Annotated in this window: 15 protein-coding genes; all 15 read left to right on the top strand. The window is 63.6% G+C overall.

From position 1 onward, the window contains the following. Positions 1-2: 2 nt before the first annotated feature. Positions 3-380, top strand: a complete 378-nt coding sequence (gene ftsL, locus AC0L2X_RS11375) for a cell division protein FtsL (RefSeq protein WP_473557241.1) — start codon at positions 3-5, stop codon at positions 378-380. Next, the gene (locus AC0L2X_RS11370; RefSeq protein ID WP_473557244.1) at positions 377-2122 is read left to right on the top strand and encodes a peptidoglycan D,D-transpeptidase FtsI family protein; all 1746 of its coding nucleotides are present in this window, start codon (positions 377-379) and stop codon (positions 2120-2122) included. Before ftsL ends, AC0L2X_RS11370 begins: the two co-directional genes overlap by 4 nt. Positions 2123-2176: 54 nt before the next feature. Continuing rightward, the gene (locus tag AC0L2X_RS11365; RefSeq protein WP_473557246.1) at positions 2177-3631 is read left to right on the top strand and encodes a UDP-N-acetylmuramoyl-L-alanyl-D-glutamate--2,6-diaminopimelate ligase; all 1455 of its coding nucleotides are present in this window, start codon (positions 2177-2179) and stop codon (positions 3629-3631) included. After that, on the top strand, positions 3628-5061 hold the full coding sequence (locus AC0L2X_RS11360; protein WP_473557248.1) for a UDP-N-acetylmuramoylalanyl-D-glutamyl-2,6-diaminopimelate--D-alanyl-D-alanine ligase: 1434 nt from the start codon (positions 3628-3630) through the stop codon (positions 5059-5061). The genes AC0L2X_RS11365 and AC0L2X_RS11360 overlap by 4 nt, the downstream gene beginning before the upstream one ends. Before the next feature lie 24 nt (positions 5062-5085). Beyond that, on the top strand, positions 5086-6168 hold the full coding sequence (gene mraY, locus AC0L2X_RS11355; RefSeq protein ID WP_023676767.1) for a phospho-N-acetylmuramoyl-pentapeptide-transferase: 1083 nt from the start codon (positions 5086-5088) through the stop codon (positions 6166-6168). Between the two features lie 8 nt (positions 6169-6176). Continuing rightward, positions 6177-7577, top strand: coding sequence for a UDP-N-acetylmuramoyl-L-alanine--D-glutamate ligase (gene murD, locus AC0L2X_RS11350; protein ID WP_473557251.1), 1401 nt, complete (start codon positions 6177-6179; stop codon positions 7575-7577). Further along, on the top strand, positions 7577-8728 hold the full coding sequence (ftsW, locus tag AC0L2X_RS11345) for a putative lipid II flippase FtsW (RefSeq protein ID WP_352456168.1): 1152 nt from the start codon (positions 7577-7579) through the stop codon (positions 8726-8728). The genes murD and ftsW overlap by 1 nt, the downstream gene beginning before the upstream one ends. Before the next feature lies 1 nt (position 8729). Further along, entirely contained in the window at positions 8730-9857 is a 1128-nt protein-coding gene (gene murG / locus AC0L2X_RS11340; RefSeq protein ID WP_473557253.1) for an undecaprenyldiphospho-muramoylpentapeptide beta-N-acetylglucosaminyltransferase, read from the top strand. Beyond that, positions 9854-11260 (top strand): UDP-N-acetylmuramate--L-alanine ligase, encoded by a 1407-nt coding sequence (gene murC, locus AC0L2X_RS11335; protein ID WP_473599817.1) that lies wholly within the window; start codon positions 9854-9856, stop codon positions 11258-11260. Before murG ends, murC begins: the two co-directional genes overlap by 4 nt. Next, complete coding sequence (murB, locus tag AC0L2X_RS11330; protein ID WP_473557258.1) at positions 11257-12222, top strand: UDP-N-acetylmuramate dehydrogenase; 966 nt, start codon at positions 11257-11259, stop codon at positions 12220-12222. Before murC ends, murB begins: the two co-directional genes overlap by 4 nt. A gap of 314 nt (positions 12223-12536) precedes the next feature. Continuing rightward, positions 12537-13463, top strand: a complete 927-nt coding sequence (locus AC0L2X_RS11325) for a D-alanine--D-alanine ligase (RefSeq protein ID WP_473557260.1) — start codon at positions 12537-12539, stop codon at positions 13461-13463. Beyond that, positions 13451-14392 carry a cell division protein FtsQ/DivIB gene (locus tag AC0L2X_RS11320; RefSeq protein ID WP_473557262.1) on the top strand — a complete coding sequence of 314 codons (942 nt, stop codon included), beginning with the start codon at positions 13451-13453 and terminating at the stop codon, positions 14390-14392. Before AC0L2X_RS11325 ends, AC0L2X_RS11320 begins: the two co-directional genes overlap by 13 nt. Beyond that, on the top strand, positions 14389-15696 hold the full coding sequence (gene ftsA / locus AC0L2X_RS11315; RefSeq protein WP_023676759.1) for a cell division protein FtsA: 1308 nt from the start codon (positions 14389-14391) through the stop codon (positions 15694-15696). Before AC0L2X_RS11320 ends, ftsA begins: the two co-directional genes overlap by 4 nt. 67 nt (positions 15697-15763) lie before the next feature. Continuing rightward, complete coding sequence (gene ftsZ, locus AC0L2X_RS11310) at positions 15764-17434, top strand: cell division protein FtsZ (RefSeq protein ID WP_023676758.1); 1671 nt, start codon at positions 15764-15766, stop codon at positions 17432-17434. Between the two features lie 279 nt (positions 17435-17713). Then, on the top strand, positions 17714-18661 hold the full coding sequence (lpxC, locus tag AC0L2X_RS11305; protein WP_352492693.1) for a UDP-3-O-acyl-N-acetylglucosamine deacetylase: 948 nt from the start codon (positions 17714-17716) through the stop codon (positions 18659-18661). The last annotated feature ends 132 nt before the right edge of the window (positions 18662-18793 follow it).

Genomic DNA, 18793 nt, shown 5'->3' with positions numbered 1-18793 from the left:
ACGTGTTTCGTACCAGCGACATAGTCCTGATCGCCGTCATGGTTTCGGCGGCTGCCCTGACCTACAAGACCAAGCGCGAGGCCGAGGAGCAACTGGCGGCAGTGCACAAGATCCAGGCGCAGATCCGTTATGAAGACGACACGATCGACCTGCTCAAGGCGGACTGGAGCCTGCTTACCCAGCCGTCGCGCCTGCAGAAGCTCACCGAAATCTACAAATCGCAACTCGGACTCGAGCCGGTCAATGCGCGGCAGATCGTTGGGCTGGACGATCTGCCGGCGAAACCCGTCAACATCGAGGACCTTTCATCGCAGCGGCTGGGCGGCATGGCCGATGTCGGCGGCAAGGATCCCGTGGTGACCGGAGGCATCGTCCAATGATCACCGGATTTCCAATCGCCGCCAGATTTCCAAAGATTGTGAGGCTGCTGAAGCGCGGCTCGAAGCCGAATGCGGGCGGATCGATCGTGGTCGAAGGCGCCCGCAAGGCGACCGGTGGCAAGGGCCGGACCCGCATCGTCATGACGATGGCGGTGTTCTTCGGCATCTATTCGACCATTGCCGGGCGGCTGGTCTATCTGGGTTTCCAGAATCCCGACCTGTCGGGCGGGCCACAGAGCCGGGTGACGGCGTCGCGACCAGACATCGTCGACCGTAACGGCGAAGTGCTGGCGACCGACATCAAGACGGCGTCGCTGTTTGCCGAGCCGCGCCGTATCGTCGATGCCGACGAGGCGATCGAAAAGCTGTCGACGGTGCTTCCCGAGATCGACTACGAGCAGACATATAACAAGCTGAAGAGCGGCGCTGGCTTCGTCTGGCTGCAGCGGCAACTGACGCCGAAGCAGCAGGCCGACATCATGCAGCTCGGCATCCCCGGCTTCGGCTTCCGCACCGAGAAGCGCCGGTTCTATCCGGCCGGCGAAACCTCGTCCTACATTGTCGGCCTCACCAACATCGACAATCAGGGCATCTCCGGCATGGAGAAATACATCGACGAACAGGGTTTGAGCGACCTTCAGGCGTCGGGCCTGGCGGTGGCCAAGGATTTGAAGCCGGTGCAGCTCTCGATCGACCTGCGCGTCCAGCATATCGTGCGCGACGAGGTCGCCACCGGCATGGAAAAATACCACGCTATCGCCGCGGGCGCCGTCGTGCTCAACGTCAAGACCGGCGAGGTGCTGGCGATGGCCTCGGTTCCGGATTTCGATCCGAACAACCCCTATAACGCGCAGGACAAGGACCGGCTCAACCGCATGTCGGCTGGCCTCTACGAAATGGGGTCGACCTTCAAGAGCTTCACCACCGCAATGGCGCTCGATTCCGGCAAGATAACGCTGCAAAGCCGTTTCGATGCGTCGCGCCCGATCAGGATCGGCCATCAAACGATCCATGATTTCCATGGCAAGGGCCGGGTACTGTCGGTGCCGGAAGTGTTCATCTACTCGTCCAATATCGGCTCAGCCAAGGAAGCCGAAGCGGTTGGCATCGACGGACACCGCGAATTCCTGCATCGCCTGGGAATCCTCGAGAAGATGCAAACCGAACTGCCGGAAGTCGCCCGGCCGACCGAGCCCAAGGTCTGGAAGCAGGTCAATTCGATCACCATCGCCTTCGGCCACGGTGTGTCGACGACGCCGCTGCAGACGGCGGTCGGCTGCGCCGCGCTGATGAATGGCGGCTATCTGATGGACCCGACCTTCCTGCCGCGCACGCAGCAGCAGGCGATGGCGGTGGCCAAGAAAGTGGTCAACGACAAGACTGTCGAGGGCATGCGCTATCTCTATGCACTCAATGCCGAAAAGGGATCCGGCCGCAATGCACGGGTGCCAGGATACCGGGTGGGCGGCAAGACGGGAACGGCGGAGAAGGTCGTCAACGGCCGTTACTCGAAGGAAAAGAATTTCAACGCCTTCGTCGCGGCTTTCCCGATGGACGATCCGCAATACATAGTGCTTACGATCGCCGACGAACCGAAGCCGGAAAAGCCCGGCATGGGTGCTACGGCCGCCTCGAACGCGGGCATCATGGCTGCAAACATCATCCGACGTGCGGCTTCCATGCTTGGCGTGAAGCCAGATTTCAGCCATGAAAATGGTGCAACGCTGGTTTCCTATCAGTGATTCTTGGGGCGCGCCGGCAACTGCGCGCTATTTTGTTGCGATGAACGGGGTTCGATGAAGCTGAAAAATCTAGCCGGTATCCTGCCTGTCGAGGGGACAGCTTCCTTCGACATGGAGGTTACAGGGATTTCGTCGGATTCCCGCCAGGTAACACGGGGGGTCGTCTTTTTCGCGCTGACCGGCTCCAAGGCGGATGGCGCAGCCTACGCAGCCGAGGCCGCGAGCCGCGGCGCTGCAGCGATCGTGGTCGGCAAGGGCAGTACGGTCGCCGGGCTGCCAGTTCCGGTTCTTGTCGTAGACGATCCGCGCCTTGCGCTTGCGCTGAGTGCGGCCCGTTATTTCGGCAAGCAACCGCAAACCATGGTCGCGGTGACCGGAACCAGCGGCAAGACCTCGGTCGCCGCATTCACCCGGCAGATATGGGAGCAGGCGGGCCTCGCCGCCGCTTCGATCGGCACGACCGGCGTGGTGGCGCCGGGCCGCAACGAATATGGCTCGCTGACCACGCCGGATCCGGTGGCACTGCACAGGCTGCTCAAGGAGTTGGCGGAGGCCGGCGTCACCCACGCCTCGATGGAAGCGTCCAGCCATGGCCTCGACCAGCGCCGGCTCGACGGCGTCAAGCTTGCGGCCGGCGGCTTCACCAATCTCGGCCGCGATCATATGGACTATCATCCGACGGTCGAGGACTATCATCGCGCCAAATTGCGTCTGTTCGACGCGCTGCTGCCGAAGGGCGCGCCGGCCATCATCTTTGCCGACGACCCGTGGTCGGAGCCGACGATCAAGGCGGCGCATGCAGCGGGACTGAACGTGCTGACGGTCGGACGCCACGGCGATTTCCTGCGGCTGAAGCGGGTCGAGCACGAGCGCCACCGCCAGCGCGCCGAGGTCGAAGCGGACGGCGTTCTCCATGAAGTCGACTTGCCGCTGGCCGGCGACTTCCAGATTGCAAATGCGCTGGTGTCGGCCGGCCTCGCCATTTCGACTGGAACATCTGTTGCCAAAGCGCTGATGGCGCTGGAGAAATTGAAGGGTGCACCGGGGCGGCTCGACCTCGTTGGGACGGCCGCCAATGGCGCGCCGGTCTATGTCGACTACGCGCACAAGCCGGATGCGCTGGAAAACGTGCTGGCTTCGGTGCGCCCCTTTACCACCGGCCGCGTCATCGTCGTATTCGGTTGCGGCGGCGACCGGGACCGGGGCAAGCGGCCGATCATGGGCGAGATCGCCACAAGACTGGCCGACGTCGTCATCGTCACCGACGACAATCCCCGCTCGGAAGTACCCGAGACGATCCGCGCCGCGATTCTGGCGGCCGCACCGGGTGCGATCGAGGTCGGCGACCGGCGCAAGGCCATTCACGAGGCAGTGGGGATGCTTCACGCTGGCGACACGCTGATCGTGGCCGGCAAGGGCCATGAGGAAGGCCAGACCATCGGCACCGAGACGCTGCATTTTTCCGATCATGAGGAAGTTCGCTCGGCGCTCAGGGAGCAAGCAGCGTGAGCTATCTGTGGACCTCCGAGGCGCTGGTTGCCGCCATGGATGGCCGGCCGCTCGGTCCGATGCCTGAAGGCATCGCCGGCATTTCCATCGACAGCCGCAGCCTGCAGCCGGGAGACGCTTTCTTCGCCATCAAGGGCGAGGCCATGGACGGCCATGATTTCGTCACCGCCGCCATCAAGGCGGGTGCCGGCGTGCTGGTCGTCGCCGAGGGCAAGCTGCCGTCGCTGGGGCGGCTGACGGCACCGATGATCGTCGTGGAGGACGTGCTTGTCGCTCTGGAAAAGCTTGGCGTTGCCGCGCGCGCACGCTCAAAGGCGAGGGTGATTGCCGTGACCGGGTCGGCGGGCAAAACCACCACCAAGGAAGCGCTACGCCACGCTCTGTCCGCAGTCGGTACGGTGCATGCATCGGCCCAGTCGTTCAACAATCACTGGGGCGTGCCGCTGACGCTGGCGCGCATGCCGCAGGATTGCGACTATGCCGTCTTCGAGATCGGCATGAACCATCCGGACGAGATCCGGCCTCTGGTCAAGATGGTCCGGCCGCATGTCGCCATCGTTACGCTGATCGCGGCCGCTCACCTCGGCTTCTTCCGCAACCTGGATGAGATCGCCAAGGCCAAGGCAGAGGTTTTCGAGGGACTGGAGCCCGGTGGCGCCGCCCTTCTCAACCGCGACGACCAGCGCTGGAAGCTGCTGGAGAAGATGGCGAAAGAGGCCGGCGTCGAGCATGTCTACGGGTTCGGCGAGAATGCCCGGGCGACCTTCAAACTGATCAAATGCGAGCTCAATGCCGATCACTCGGTCATCACCGCCAAGATTGGCGGGCACGAGATTGTCGCCAGGATCGGCGCGCCGGGCCGCCATATGGTGCAGAATGTGCTCGCGGTGCTTGGCGCCGCGCATCTGGTCGGCGCCGACGTCACCAGGGTTGCGCAGGCGCTGGCCGATCTTTCGCCCGAACGCGGACGCGGCAAGCGCTATGTGTTGCGTCATCCCAAGGGGCCGATCACGCTGATCGACGAGAGCTACAACGCCAATCCGGCGTCGATGAGCGCAGCAATGGCACTGCTCAACACGACGCCGGTGTCGGGCGAAGGCAGGCGCATTGCCGTGCTCGGCGATATGCTCGAGCTCGGCAGCCATTCGGCGAAATTGCATGCCGCGCTTGCCGACCTGATCGTCGGCACCGACACGCGCACGGTCTTTCTCGGTGGCCCGGAAATGCGGGCGCTGGCCGACGTTTTGCCCGGCGAGATCAGGACGGAGTACCGCGCCGGCGCGGAAGATCTGAAGCCGGTTCTTCTATCGGAATTGAAGCCCGGCGACGTGGTCATGATCAAATCGTCGAAGGGCATAGGCTTTTCAAAGCTGGTCGAGGCGTTGCTCGGCAAGTTTCCGGCGGAAGCCGCAACCAGCAGACAGACCTAGGATCGGTCCGGGGGACGCAAGCGCATGCTAACACTGCTCGTCGAATTTGCGGACAAGATCTCGGTCTTCAACGTCTTCCGCTACATAACTTTCCGCACCGGCGGAGCGCTGATCACAGCGGCGCTGATCGTGTTCATCTTCGGACCGACCATCATCAATTCGCTGAGGCTGCGGCAAGGCAAGGGCCAGCCGATCCGTGCCGACGGGCCGCAGACGCATTTCAAGAAGGCGGGAACGCCGACCATGGGCGGACTGATGATCCTGTCCGGCATTGTCGGTTCGTCGCTGCTGTGGGCGAACCTGTCGAGTATCTACGTCTGGGTGGTGCTGCTGGTGACGCTGGGGTTCGGCTCAATCGGCTTTTACGACGATTATCTCAAAGTAACCAAGCAATCGCATCTCGGCTTTTCCGGCAAGGCGCGGCTGGGGCTCGAATTCGTCATCGCAGGCATCGCCGCCTGGGTGATCATGCATAACGGCCAGGCGCCCTTCTCGTCATCGTTGACATTCCCTTTCGCCAAGGAGTTTCTCGTCAATCTCGGCTGGTTCTTCATCCCATTCTCGTGCTTCGTCATCGTCGGCGCCGGCAATGCGGTGAACCTGACCGACGGCCTTGACGGGCTGGCGATCGTGCCGATCATGATCGCCGCCGCATCCTTCGGCGTCATCGCCTATCTCTCCGGCAATGCGGTGTTCGCCGAATATCTGCAGATCCATTTCGTGCCCGGCACCGGTGAACTTGCAGTGGTCCTTGGAGCGGTGATCGGCGCCGGGCTTGGCTTCCTCTGGTTCAATGCGCCGCCGGCGGCGATCTTCATGGGCGACACCGGCTCGCTGGCACTGGGTGGGCTGATCGGCACGGTCGCGGTGGCAACCAAGCACGAGATCGTGCTGGTCATAGTCGGCGGCCTGTTCGTCGTCGAGATATTCTCGGTCATCATCCAGGTCGGCTACTTCAAGATGACCGGCAAGCGCGTCTTCCTGATGGCGCCGATCCACCATCATTTCGAAAAGCTCGGCTGGACCGAAAGCCAGGTGGTGATCCGCTTCTGGATCATCGCCGTCATCCTGGCGCTGGTCGGCCTGTCGACCCTGAAGCTCAGATAGGAGGCCGCTTGATCCCCGCCGCATCCTTTTCAGGCAAGCGCGTTTCGCTCTTCGGGCTCGGCGGCTCGGGGATCGCTACGGCGCGCGCGCTGATCGAGGGCGGCGCGGATGTGCTGGCCTGGGACGACAATCCCGACAGCGTCGCCAAGGCCGGCGCGGTCGGCATCACGACAGCGGATCTGCGCGGCGCGGACTGGGCGAGGTTTTCCGCCTTCGTGCTGTCGCCCGGCGTGCCGCTGACGCATCCCAAGCCGCACTGGACCGTCGAGCTCGCGCGGGGCTCGGGCGTCGAGATCATCGGCGACGTCGAGCTTTTCTGCCGCGAGCGGACCTTGCTGTCGCCGGCAGCGCCGTTCATCGCCATCACCGGCACCAACGGCAAATCGACGACGACGGCGCTGACCGCGCATATCCTGAAATCGACCGGTCGCGACACGCAGATGGGCGGCAATATCGGCCGCGCGGTGATGACGCTCGATCCGCCGCAGCCGGAGCGGCACTATGTGGTTGAGTGCTCTTCCTACCAGATCGATCTTGCCCCCTCGATCAATCCGACGGCCGGTGTGCTGCTCAATCTGACGCCGGACCATCTCGACCGCCATGGCACGATGCAACACTACGCCTCGATCAAGGAGCGGCTGGTGGCCGGCAGCGAGACGGCAATCATCGGTGTCGACGATTCCTGGTGCGCCCAGATCGCCGATCGGCTGGAGCGAGCCGGCCGGCAGGTCATTCGGATTTCCAAGCGCCTGCCGCTGACCGACGGCTATTTCGCCGACGGCACCAACCTGATGGAAGCCGTGCACGGCCGCTACAGCCGTGTCGCCTTCCTCGAAGGCATCGGCTCGTTGCGCGGCCAGCACAATGCGCAGAATGCACTGGCTGCCGCCGCCGCCTGTCTCAAGGTCGGGCTCGAACTCGGCGAGATCCAATCCGGACTGGAGAGTTTCCCGGGGCTGGCGCACCGCATGGAGCAGGTCGGCCGCAAAGGTCATGTGCTGTTCGTCAACGATTCCAAGGCGACCAATGCCGATGCGGCTGCACCGGCGCTGTCGAGCTTTGCGCGTATCTACTGGATTGCCGGCGGCCTGCCGAAAGAGGGCGGCATCGAGCCGTTACGCGGCTTCTTCCCGCGCATCGCCAAGGCCTATCTGATCGGCGAAGCCGCACCGGCCTTTTCGGCGACGCTGGGCGAAGCGGTGCCTTACGAGATATCAGGCACGTTGGCTGCGGCGGTCGAACACGCCGCCCTCGATGCGGCCAGGGATAATAGCGGCGAGGCAGTGGTGCTGCTGTCGCCGGCCTGCGCCAGTTTCGACCAGTTCAAGAATTTCGAAGTCCGCGGCGAGGCGTTCAGGCAAGCCGCAACCGCCATTGATGGCGTGAAGCCCATCGGAGGGACACGATAATGCAAAGCCGTCTCGACAAAAGCCCTGTGGCGACCTGGTGGTGGACGATCGATCGCTGGTTCCTGGCGGCGTTCCTGTCGCTGATGGGGCTCGGCATCGTTTTGTCTTTCGCCGCAAGCCCGGCGGTGGCCGAGCGCATCGGGCTAGACAGTTTCCATTTCGCCACACGCCAGATTATCTTCACCATTCCGGCGCTTGGGGTAATGCTGGCCGTCTCGTTCCTTGAATCCAGGCAGATCCGGCGCATGGCGCTGGTCATGTTGTGCATCATGCTGTTTCTGATGGTGGCAGTGCTCTATATCGGCGTCGAGGTGAAGGGCGCGCGGCGCTGGGTGTCGCTAGCCGGCCTGTCGATCCAGCCGTCCGAGTTCCTGAAACCGGCCTTTGTCATCATCTGCGCCTGGCTGTTCGCCGAGCACAAGCGCCAGCCCGACATTCCGGGCAATCTGTTCGCCATGTTGCTGCTTGCACTGGTCATCTCGCTGCTGGTGGCGCAGCCTGACCTTGGGCAGACCATGCTGGTGCTCGGCACCTGGGGGGTGATGTTCTTCATGGCCGGGTTGCCGTGGCTGTGGATCGTCGCGCTGGGTGCTGCAGGCGTCGGCGGCGTGTTCGCCGCCTATGCGGTATTCCCGCACGTTGCCGGCCGTATCGACCGCTTCATGACCGGCGAGGGCGACACGTTCCAGGTCGACATGGGCCGCGAGGCGCTGATCAATGGCGGCTGGTTCGGCGTCGGGCCGGGCGAGGGTACCGTCAAGCGGGTCATCCCCGACAGCCACGCCGATTTTGTCTTCTCCGTCGCCGGCGAGGAATTCGGGCTGATCATGTGTTTCTTCATCATGTCCATCTTCGGTTTCATCGTGCTGCGCGGTCTCAACACGGCACTCAGGGAGCAGGACGATTTCACCCGCTACGCGGTGGGCGGCCTGGTTACGGTCTTCGGCCTGCAGTCGGTCATCAACATGGCCGTCAATCTGCAGCTGATGCCGGCCAAGGGCATGACGCTGCCGTTCATCTCCTACGGCGGCTCTTCGCAGATCGCGATCGCCATCTCGATGGGCATGGTGCTGGCGCTGACGCGCAAGCGCCCGGAAAAGCGCAAGCAGCTGGGCTTCATGCCGTCGCCGCGTGCGATGCCGGCGGAGTGAGATGGCGAAGGGGGTTATCCTTCTGGCGGCAGGCGGAACGGGCGGACATCTGTTCCCGGCCGAGGCGCTGGCACATGAACTGACCAAGCGCGGCTGGACGGTGCATCTGGCGACGGACGACCGCGCCGAGCGCTTTGCCGGGCAGTTCCCGGCGGCCGCCATCCATCCGATCCAGTCGGCGACGATGGGCTCGAAGAATCCCTTTGCTATGCTCACCGCGTTTTGGAAAATCTGGCGTGGGGTTAGGCAGGCATCGGCCGTCATCGCAAGCATCAAGCCCGCCATCGTGGTCGGCTTCGGCGGCTATCCGACACTGCCGCCGCTTTACGCGGCGACCCGGCGCAAGGTGCCGACGCTGATCCACGAGCAGAATGCGGTCATGGGCCGCGCCAACCGGGCGCTCGCCGGCCGCGTCGACGCCGTTGCCGGCGGGTTCCTGCCGGAAGACATCAGTGCCACTGGCGCAAAGACGGTGACCACCGGCAATCCGGTCAGGCCGCAAGTATTAGAGGCCGCGAATACACCCTATGCTGCTTCGGCCGGCGAAGAGCCGTTCCGGTTTCTGGTATTTGGAGGCAGCCAGGGCGCGCAGTTCTTTTCCGACGCGGTGCCGGCGGCGATCGCCCGGTTTTCCGATGCCCAGCGTGGGCGACTGGCGATCACGCAGCAGGCCCGCGCCGACGATGTGGCGCGGGTGAAAGCCGCCTATGCCGCGCTTGGCATCGAGGCCGAGGTGTCGCCCTTCTTCACCGACATGGCGGCGCGGCTCGCGGCGGCGCATCTGGTGATGTCGCGCTCCGGCGCGTCGACCGTATCGGAAATCGCGGTGATCGGCAGGCCGGCGCTGCTGGTGCCTTATCCGCACGCGCTCGACCACGACCAGGCGGCGAATGCGGCGGCCCTTGCCGCAGCGGGTGGCGCCGAGGTGCATCCGCAATCCACGCTTTCGGCGGAGCGGATCGCTGCGCTTGTCGGCGGGCTGATGGATGATCCAGGCAGGGCGGCGACAATGGCTGCGGCGGCGAAATCGTCCGGTAAACCGGATGCCGCGCGGTTGCTCGCCGATCTGACAGAGGCTATTGCGTCCAGGAAATCCGTTTCGGAATTCAGGAAGGAGACGCACGCATGAAGATGCCACAGACGATCGGCCTCGTGCATTTCATAGGTATTGGCGGCATCGGCATGAGCGGCATCGCCGAGGTGCTGCACAATCTCGGCTACAAGGTGCAGGGATCCGATCAGGCCGACAGCGCCAATGTGCAGCGGCTGCGCGACAAGGGCATCGAATGCTTCGTCGGCCATCAGGCCGAGAACCTCGGCGAGGCCGAAGTGGTCGTCGTCTCCACCGCAATCAAGAAATCAAACCCGGAGCTGAAGGCGGCGAGAGAGAAGTTGCTGCCGATCGTGCGGCGCGCCGAAATGCTGGCCGAGCTGATGCGCTTCCGGCAGGCGGTCGCGATCGGCGGCACGCATGGCAAGACGACGACGACTTCGATGGTGGCGACGCTGCTCGAAGCCGGCGGGCTCGACCCGACGGTGATCAATGGCGGCATCATCAATGCCTATGGCACCAATGCCCGCATGGGCGACGGCGAATGGATGGTGGTCGAGGCCGACGAGAGCGACGGCACCTTCCTCAAGCTGCCGGCCGAGATTGCCGTCGTCACCAATATCGACCCCGAGCATCTCGACCATTACGGCTCCTTCGACAAAGTGCGCGAGGCGTTTCGCCAGTTCGTCGAGAATGTGCCGTTCTACGGCTTCGGCGTGATGTGCACCGACCATCCCGAGGTGCAGGCGCTGGTCGGGCGCATCGAGGACCGGCGCGTCATTACCTATGGCGAAAATGCGCAGGCCGACGTGCGCTTCACCAATCACCGCATGGACGGCCCGACCTCGGAATTCGACGTGGTGATCCGCGACCGCAAGACGCACGGCCAGATAACGATATCAGGTCTGCGGCTGCCCATGCCCGGGCGCCACAATGTCTCCAATGCGACGGCGGCGATTGCAGTCGCGCATGAGCTCGGCCTTTCGGCTGAGGCAATCAAGAAGGGCCTGTCGTCCTTCGCCGGCGTCAAGCGGCGCTTCACCCGCACCGGCTCGTGGAACGGTGTCGATATCTTCGATGATTACGGCCATCACCCGGTCGAGATCACGGCGGTGCTGAAGGCGGCGCGCAGCGCTACTAAGGGCCGCATCATCGCCGTTACCCAACCGCACCGCTTCACCCGGCTGCGCGATCTGTTCGACGAGTTTTCCGTCTGCTTCAACGACGCCGACACGGTAATGGTGGCGCCCGTCTATGCGGCCGGCGAGGAACCGATCGATGGCGTTACGTCCGACGCACTGGTGTCGCGCATCCGCTCCGGCGGCCATCGCGACGCACGGTACATCGAAGGTCCGGCGGCGATAGCGCCGATCGTGCGCGAGGTGGCGAAGCCGGGCGATTTCGTCGTCTTCCTCGGCGCCGGCAACATCACCCAATGGGCCTATGCGCTGCCCAAGGAACTCGGCGGGACCATCTCATGATGCGCGGCCAGGCGTTGATCGAGAAGCTTGGCGACCGGCTTGCCGGACTGCGCGGCCGCATCACGCCCAATGCCGAGATGGACAAGATCACCTGGTTTCGAGCCGGCGGGCTCGCGGACGCATTGTTTCAGCCGGCCGACGAGGACGATCTTGCCACGTTCCTGAAGGCGGTGCCGGAGGAAATTCCGCTGACCATCATCGGCGTCGGCTCGAACCTGCTTGTCCGTGACGGCGGCATTGCGGGCTTTGTCATCCGGCTTTCGGCCAAAGGCTTTGGCGAGACCGAAGTGATTGCGCCGACCACGATCAAGGCGGGCGCCGCGACACCCGACAAGCGCCTTGCGGCCGTCGCCTACGAGGCCGGCATCGGTGGCTTTCATTTCTACCACGGCATTCCCGGCGCCATTGGCGGAGCGCTGAGGATGAACGCCGGCGCCAATGGCGTCGAGACGCGCGAGCGCGTGGTCGAGGTGCGGGCACTCGACCGCAAGGGCAATGTTCATACGCTGAGCAATGCCGATATGGGCTATGCCTATCGCCATTCATCGGCGCCGTCCGGGCTGATCTTCACGTCGGCGCTGTTCGAAGGCGTTCCCGAGGACAAGGCGGCGATCAAGGCCGCGATGGATGCTGTCCAGAACCATCGCGAGACCGTGCAGCCGATCCGCGAAAAAACCGGTGGCTCGACCTTCAAGAATCCCGAGGGCACCTCGGCCTGGAAGGAAATCGACAAGGCCGGCTGCCGCGGCCTGATGGTCGGCGGGGCGCAGATGTCGCCGATGCATTGCAACTTCATGATCAACACCGGAACGGCCACAGGCTACGAGCTTGAATATCTCGGTGAGACGGTGCGCGCGCGTGTGCTCGAAAAATCGGGCATCCGGCTGCAGTGGGAGATCAAGCGCATCGGTAATTTTCGGCCGGGCCATGCCGTCCAGGAATTTCTCGGGCAGTTGCTTTAGGCAAGCCGACCGCCGTTGCCTCTCGGACTCATGAATTCACATTTTGCTGCCGTTTTTGCGGAAAGTGAATCCATCGGAATCGTAAGCACTTGCCAGCGAATCAACTCTCTGATTCTCTGCCCTGAAGCGTTTCCTGATTTGAGTCGTTTCGACGCGTTACTCGCGTTTCCGTCTGGGGGGCAACCTGCCGGGAGACTCGGACTCAATGTTGCGGAAACAAGGGAGCGAAGTTGGTCGGGCGCATTTGAGTGCGCGCGATGCTTTTCGGGGCATGCACGATGGTGCAGGCCTGCTGTGAGAGGAAATGACGGGGAATGACAAGCAAGCATGTGGCCGTCCTACTGGGGGGATTCTCGTCCGAGCGGCCCGTGTCCCTGTCGTCGGGTAAAGCCTGCGCCGATGCGCTCGAGGGAGAGGGCTACCAGGTCACCCGTGTCGACGTCTCGCGCGACATCGGCTCGGTGCTGAGCGCGCTCAAGCCTGACGTCGTCTTCAATGCGCTGCACGGCCCCTTCGGCGAGGACGGCACCATCCAGGGTATCCTCGAGTACCTCGCCATTCCGTACACCCATTCCGGCGTGCTTGCCTCGGCGCTCGCGATGAACAAGGAACAGGCCAAGAAGGTCGCCAAGGCGGCCGGCATTCCGGTGGCGGAATCGAAGGTGGCCAATCGCTTCGCCATCCAGAACAAGCACCCGATGAAGCCGCCCTATGTCGTCAAGCCGGTCAGCGAAGGGTCGAGCTTCGGTGTCGTCATCGTCCATGAAGGCCAGTCGCATCCACCGCAGATCATCGGCTCGTCCGAGTGGAGATATGGCGATACGGTGATGGTCGAGCGTTATGTGCACGGGCGGGAATTGACGTGCGCGGTGATGGGCGATGTGGCGCTCGGTGTCTGCGAGATCATCCCGACCGGCCATTCCTTCTACGACTACGATTCAAAATACGTCGCGGGAGGATCAAAACACGAATGCCCGGCAAAACTTTCACCGAATATTTACCAAAAAATACAGACACTGACGCTCAAGGCTCACCAAGCTATCGGCTGTCGGGGCGTTTCCCGGTCGGACTTCCGTTATGACGATCGTCACTCCGAAAACGGCGAAATTGTCTGGCTCGAGGTCAACACCCAGCCGGGCATGACGCCGACGTCTTTGGTGCCGGAAATCGCCGCGCAAGCGGGACACTCGTTCGGCGATTTGTTGAGTTGGATGGTGGAGGACGCTTCGTGTCTGCGTTGAAGTGGGGACAGGGCAAGGGGAAGGGCGCGGCCGGGCCGGCGCTGTTCGGCATGCCGTTGTCGTTCGACCATTTCGTGCTGCCGCGCCTGCTCCGCCGGCCGGTGCGCGTGCTGGCGCGCCTCGGCGAAGGCGACTTCGAAGCGCCTCCCTATTGCGCTGCCATGCTGTCGGCGGCACTGCTTGTTTCGAGCAGTGCCTATGGCGCCTATCTCGGCGGATATTCCGACGCCATCGTCCAGAGTGTCACCGCCCGCACCGGCTTTGCCGTCGACCAAGTCAAGGTCGTCGGCAACCGCGAAACGTCCGAGATCGATATTCTCGACAGGCTGGAGCTCGACGGCTGGACCTCGCTGATCGGCTTCGATGCCGAAGCCGCGCGCGAACGCATCACCACGCTACCCTGGGTCGAAGCCGCGGCAGTGCGCAAGGTCTACCCGCATACGCTGGAAGTGCGCGTCGAGGAGCGCGAGCCGTTCGCGCTGTGGCAGCAAGGCAGCGCGCTTTCGGTCATCGAGAAATCCGGCACCGTCATTGCGCCGTTCTCCGGCGGCAAGCAGATATTGCTGCCGCTGATCATCGGCACCGGCGCACCGGCTAAAGCGCCGGATTTCCTCGCCAAGATCAAGAATTATCCGGAGCTTGCCGCGCGGATCAAGGGCTATATCCGCATCGGCGAACGGCGCTGGGATCTCAAGCTTGAAAACGGCATCACGATCAAGCTTCCCGAAGACGGTGAGGACCAGGCGATTGCCGACCTGGTCAGGATGGACCACGAGAACGGGCTTTTGACGCGCGACATCGCCGCCGTCGACATGCGCCTTTCTGATCGTCTGGTCGTCCAGTTGACGCCGGAAGCGGCGACACAGCGCCAGGCCGCGTTCGACGAAAAGCCCAAGATGCTGAAGCGCAAGCCGGAGACGAAGATATGAGCTGGCTTGGCGGCAATAGCGATGCCTCGTCGCGCCGGTCCGGTATCCTGACGGTGCTGGATGTCGGCTCCAGCAAGGTCTGCTGCGTGGTGGCCAAACTCAAGCCGCGCGATGATGGCAAGCTGCTGCGCGGACGCTCGCATCGCGTCCAGGTGATCGGCATCGGCCACCAGAAATCGCAAGGCGTGAAATCGGGCGTCGTCATCGATCTCGACCGCGCCGAGCACGCCATCCGTCTGGCCGTCGACGCCGCCGAACGCATGGCGGGACTGACGGTCGATTCGCTGATCGTCAACATGACTGCCGGTCGGCTGAAGAGCGAGGCTTTTTCGGCCACCATCAATCTCGGCGGCCATGAGGCCGACGAGGCCGACATCAAGCGCGTGCTTGCCGCCGGTGCCAAGCAGGCGCTGCGGGCCGAGCGCGAGGTGATCCATTCGCTTCCCGTTGCCTTTTCGCTGGATGCCGAGCGCGGTGTGCGCGATCCGCGTGGCATGGTTGGCGACCAGCTTGGCGTCGACATGCACGTGCTGACAGGCGATGCAGCGCCCTTGCGCAATCTCGAGCTCTGCATCAACCGCTCGCACCTGTCGGTCGAGCGCATGGTGGCGACGCCCTATGCCAGCGGGCTTGCCGCGCTGGTCGACGACGAGCTCGAAATGGGCGCGGCCTGCATCGACATGGGCGGCGGCACGACGACGATCTCGGTGTTTTCGGAAGGCAAGTTCGTCCATGGCGACGCCATCGCGATCGGCGGTAACCACGTCACGCTGGATATGGCCAAGGGCCTGTCGACCTCGCTCGATGCCGCCGAAAGGCTGAAAGTGATGCATGGCTCGGCGCTGCCTGGCAGTGCCGACGACCGCGACCTGGTTTCCATCCATCCGATCGGCGAGGACGGCGAGGTGCCGTTGCAGATCCCGCGTTCGGTGATGACGCGCATCATCCGCGCCCGCATCGACGAGACGCTGGAATTGCTGCGCGACCGGCTGAACAAATCCGGCTACGGCAACGCGGTTGGCAAGCGTGTGGTGCTGACCGGCGGCGCCAGCCAGCTTGCCGGCCTGCCCGAAGCAGCACGCCGCATTCTCGGCCGCAATGTGCGCATTGGCCGCCCGCTTGGCGTGGCAGGCCTGCCCGAGGCGGCCAAGGGGCCGGCTTTCTCGACGCCCGTCGGGCTTCTGATCTACCCACAGATGGCGAGCTTCGAGAGCCGCCCGGCGAAGGGAATTTCCGGTCTTCGGATGACCGGAACAGGCGGAAAACTGCATCGAATGAGTCAGTGGTTGAGAGACAGTTTTTAATTTGACGGGGACAGCCCCATAGGCGGCCGCGGCGGCGAAGCGGCGGGAAAGGCAAAGGACGAAGACAATGACCATCAATCTGCAGAAGCCGGACATCACCGAGCTCAAGCCGCGCATCACCGTGTTCGGTGTCGGCGGCGGCGGCGGCAATGCCGTCAACAACATGATCACCGCCGGCTTGCGCGGCGTCGAGTTCGTGGTGGCCAACACCGACGCGCAGGCATTGACGATGTCGAAGGCCGAGCGGCTGATCCAGCTCGGCGCGCATGTCACCGAGGGTCTCGGCGCCGGATCGCAGCCTGAAGTCGGGCGCGCGGCGGCGGAAGAGTGCATCGACGAGATCATCGATCATCTCTCCAACACGCATATGTGCTTCGTCACTGCCGGCATGGGCGGCGGCACCGGTACCGGGGCGGCCCCCGTCGTTGCCCGCGCTGCCCGCGAAAAGGGCATCCTCACCGTCGGCGTCGTCACCAAGCCGTTCCACTTCGAAGGCCAGCGCCGCATGAAGACGGCCGACATGGGTATCGAGGAACTGCAGAAATGCGTCGATACCCTGATCGTCATTCCCAACCAGAACCTGTTCCGGCTGGCCAATGACAAGACCACCTTCGCCGATGCCTTCGCCATGGCCGACCAGGTGCTCTATTCGGGCGTTGCCTGCATCACCGACCTGATGGTCAAGGAAGGCCTGATCAATCTCGACTTCGCCGACGTCCGCTCGGTCATGCGCGAAATGGGCAAGGCGATGATGGGAACCGGCGAGGCTTCGGGCGAGGGCCGCGCAATGGCCGCGGCTGAAGCCGCCATCGCCAACCCGCTGCTCGACGAGACCTCGATGAAGGGCGCCAAGGGCCTGCTGATCTCGATCACCGGCGGCCGCGACCTGACCCTGTTCGAAGTCGATGAGGCGGCAACCCGCATTCGCGAAGAGGTCGACCAGGACGCCAACATCATTCTGGGCGCCACCTTCGACGAGGAACTCGAAGGCGTTATCCGCGTGTCGGTGGTCGCCACCGGCATCGACAAATCGGCGGCCGAAATCGCTGCGGCGCCGATCGCCATCCGCACCGCTCCGCCGAAGCCGGTCAGTCGGCCGGCGGCCCAGGTCACGGAAATGCGCCCGGCGCCTGTCCAGCAACCGATCTATGAACCACGTGCTGCCGATCCGGTCGCCGAGGCCATTCAGCTGGCCGAGGCGAATGCGGCAGCGATGGCGCAGGCCCGCCCGGCACCGGTCGCCCATGCGGAAGACTTCCGTCCGCAGAGCAAGATCTTCCAGGCGCCTCCGGCTCAGCCGCAGCCGATGATGCAGCCAGCGGTTCAGCAAGCGATGCAGCCCGCTCCGCATCGTGAAATGCCGCAGCCGGTTGCCGCGGCACCCCAGCGCATGCCGCGGGTCGAGGATTTCCCGCCGCAGGTGAAGGCCGAAGTGGAAGCCAAGGCCCGCCCGGCCGACCACGAGAACAGCGGCCCCATGGGCTTGCTCAAGCGCCTGACCAACGGCTTGACCCGCCGCGAAGAGGAGCCTGCACGGTTGCAGCCGGCGCAGCCGCGCGAACCGAAACTGCGCCAGGCGCCGGCGGAAGTGCGCCGCCTAGCCAGCCAGGATCCGCAGCTTTACGCACCGCGCCGCGGCCAGCTGGACGAGCAGGGCCGCCTGACGCCGCAGAGCCGGGCTGTCCAGGAAGACGATCAGTTGGAGATTCCCGCCTTCCTGCGCCGACAGGCCAATTGATCTGTTAACGGTTCGTAACAGTTGTTAACAGGCGAGCAGGAAGCTGTTCGCCTGTTAATATTAAAAGCAATTTTAAAACAAGGACTTATGGGGCAATCCCGCGCTGGACCGCGGTTACAACGAGTAAGAAACCGTGATTTGGAGTCTCCCTGCGGGACCATTATCTTCGCCACCGACCAAAGTCGGTTTGCTGGGAGTCTCGGGGAAGTGGCCCTGCCTGCCGATCAATCAAGAGCCGCGCCCTCAGGGCAGATGAAGCGGACCTAGGCAGTACGGGCTATGGGGATTGTTTTGCACGACTATCAGACGACACTTAAATCGCGTGCGACGCTGACCGGCATCGGCGTCCACAGTGGCAATCCGGTCACCGTCCATTTCCTGCCGGCAGATGCCGATACGGGTGTCGTCTTCCAGCTTTCGAATGCGAGCGGAAGCCACGAATTTCGCGCGCTCGTTTCCGAGGTCGGCGCCACCGACCTCTCCACCATGCTTGGCGATCCGCAAGGTGAGCACATTGCCACAGTGGAGCATCTGATGGCGACGCTTTTCGGGCTTGGGATCGACAATCTCGTCATCGAAATCGACGGCCATGAGGTGCCTATCCTCGACGGCAGCGCAGTGATGTTCGTCGAGGCCATTGACCAGGCAGGCATCGAAACGCTGCCGGTCAAGCGTCGCTACATCAGGGTGGTCAAGCCGGTTCGTATCGAGAACGGCGCCTGCTGGGCGGAGTTCAGGCCCTATGACGGCACGCGCTTCGAGATCGAGATCGATTTCGAAAGCCCGGCGATCGGGCGCCAGCTTTTTGCATCCGACATGAATGCCGACATTTTCCGCCGCGACGTCGCGCGGGCTCGCACGTTCGGTTTCATGAAGGACGTCGAGCGGCTATGGGCGGCCGGCTATGCGCTCGGCTCCTCGTTGGAAAACTCCCTGGTGATCGGCGACGACAACCGCGTGATCAACATGGGCGGCGTGCGCTATCCCAACGAGTTCGCGCGCCACAAGACGATGGATGCGATGGGCGACCTGGCGCTCGCCGGTGCCCGGTTCATCGGCTGCTTCCGCTCCTATCGTGGTGGCCACAGGCTGAACGCCGCTGCGCTGCGCCGTCTCTTGTCGGATCGTTCGGCTTTCGAGATCGTCGAGACGACGCGCCGCGAGCGCGGGCGTACCGCCGAGATGAGCGCCGTCAACGCACCCCTCTATGCGCCCTGGATGATCTGATTCTTAAGGTCTTACGGCCTACGTTGCGGTCAAGCTGTGTTGCATGGATGCATCACCGGCCGGCCAAATTACAGAGCTTTCCAGGTGGCGCCAAACCGCCACAAAAATGTGCGATTGGCCGGGGATAGCGTT

This window comes from Mesorhizobium sp. WSM4828 (assembly GCF_055811175.1).
This window is presented reverse-complemented; position numbering and strand designations above follow the sequence as displayed.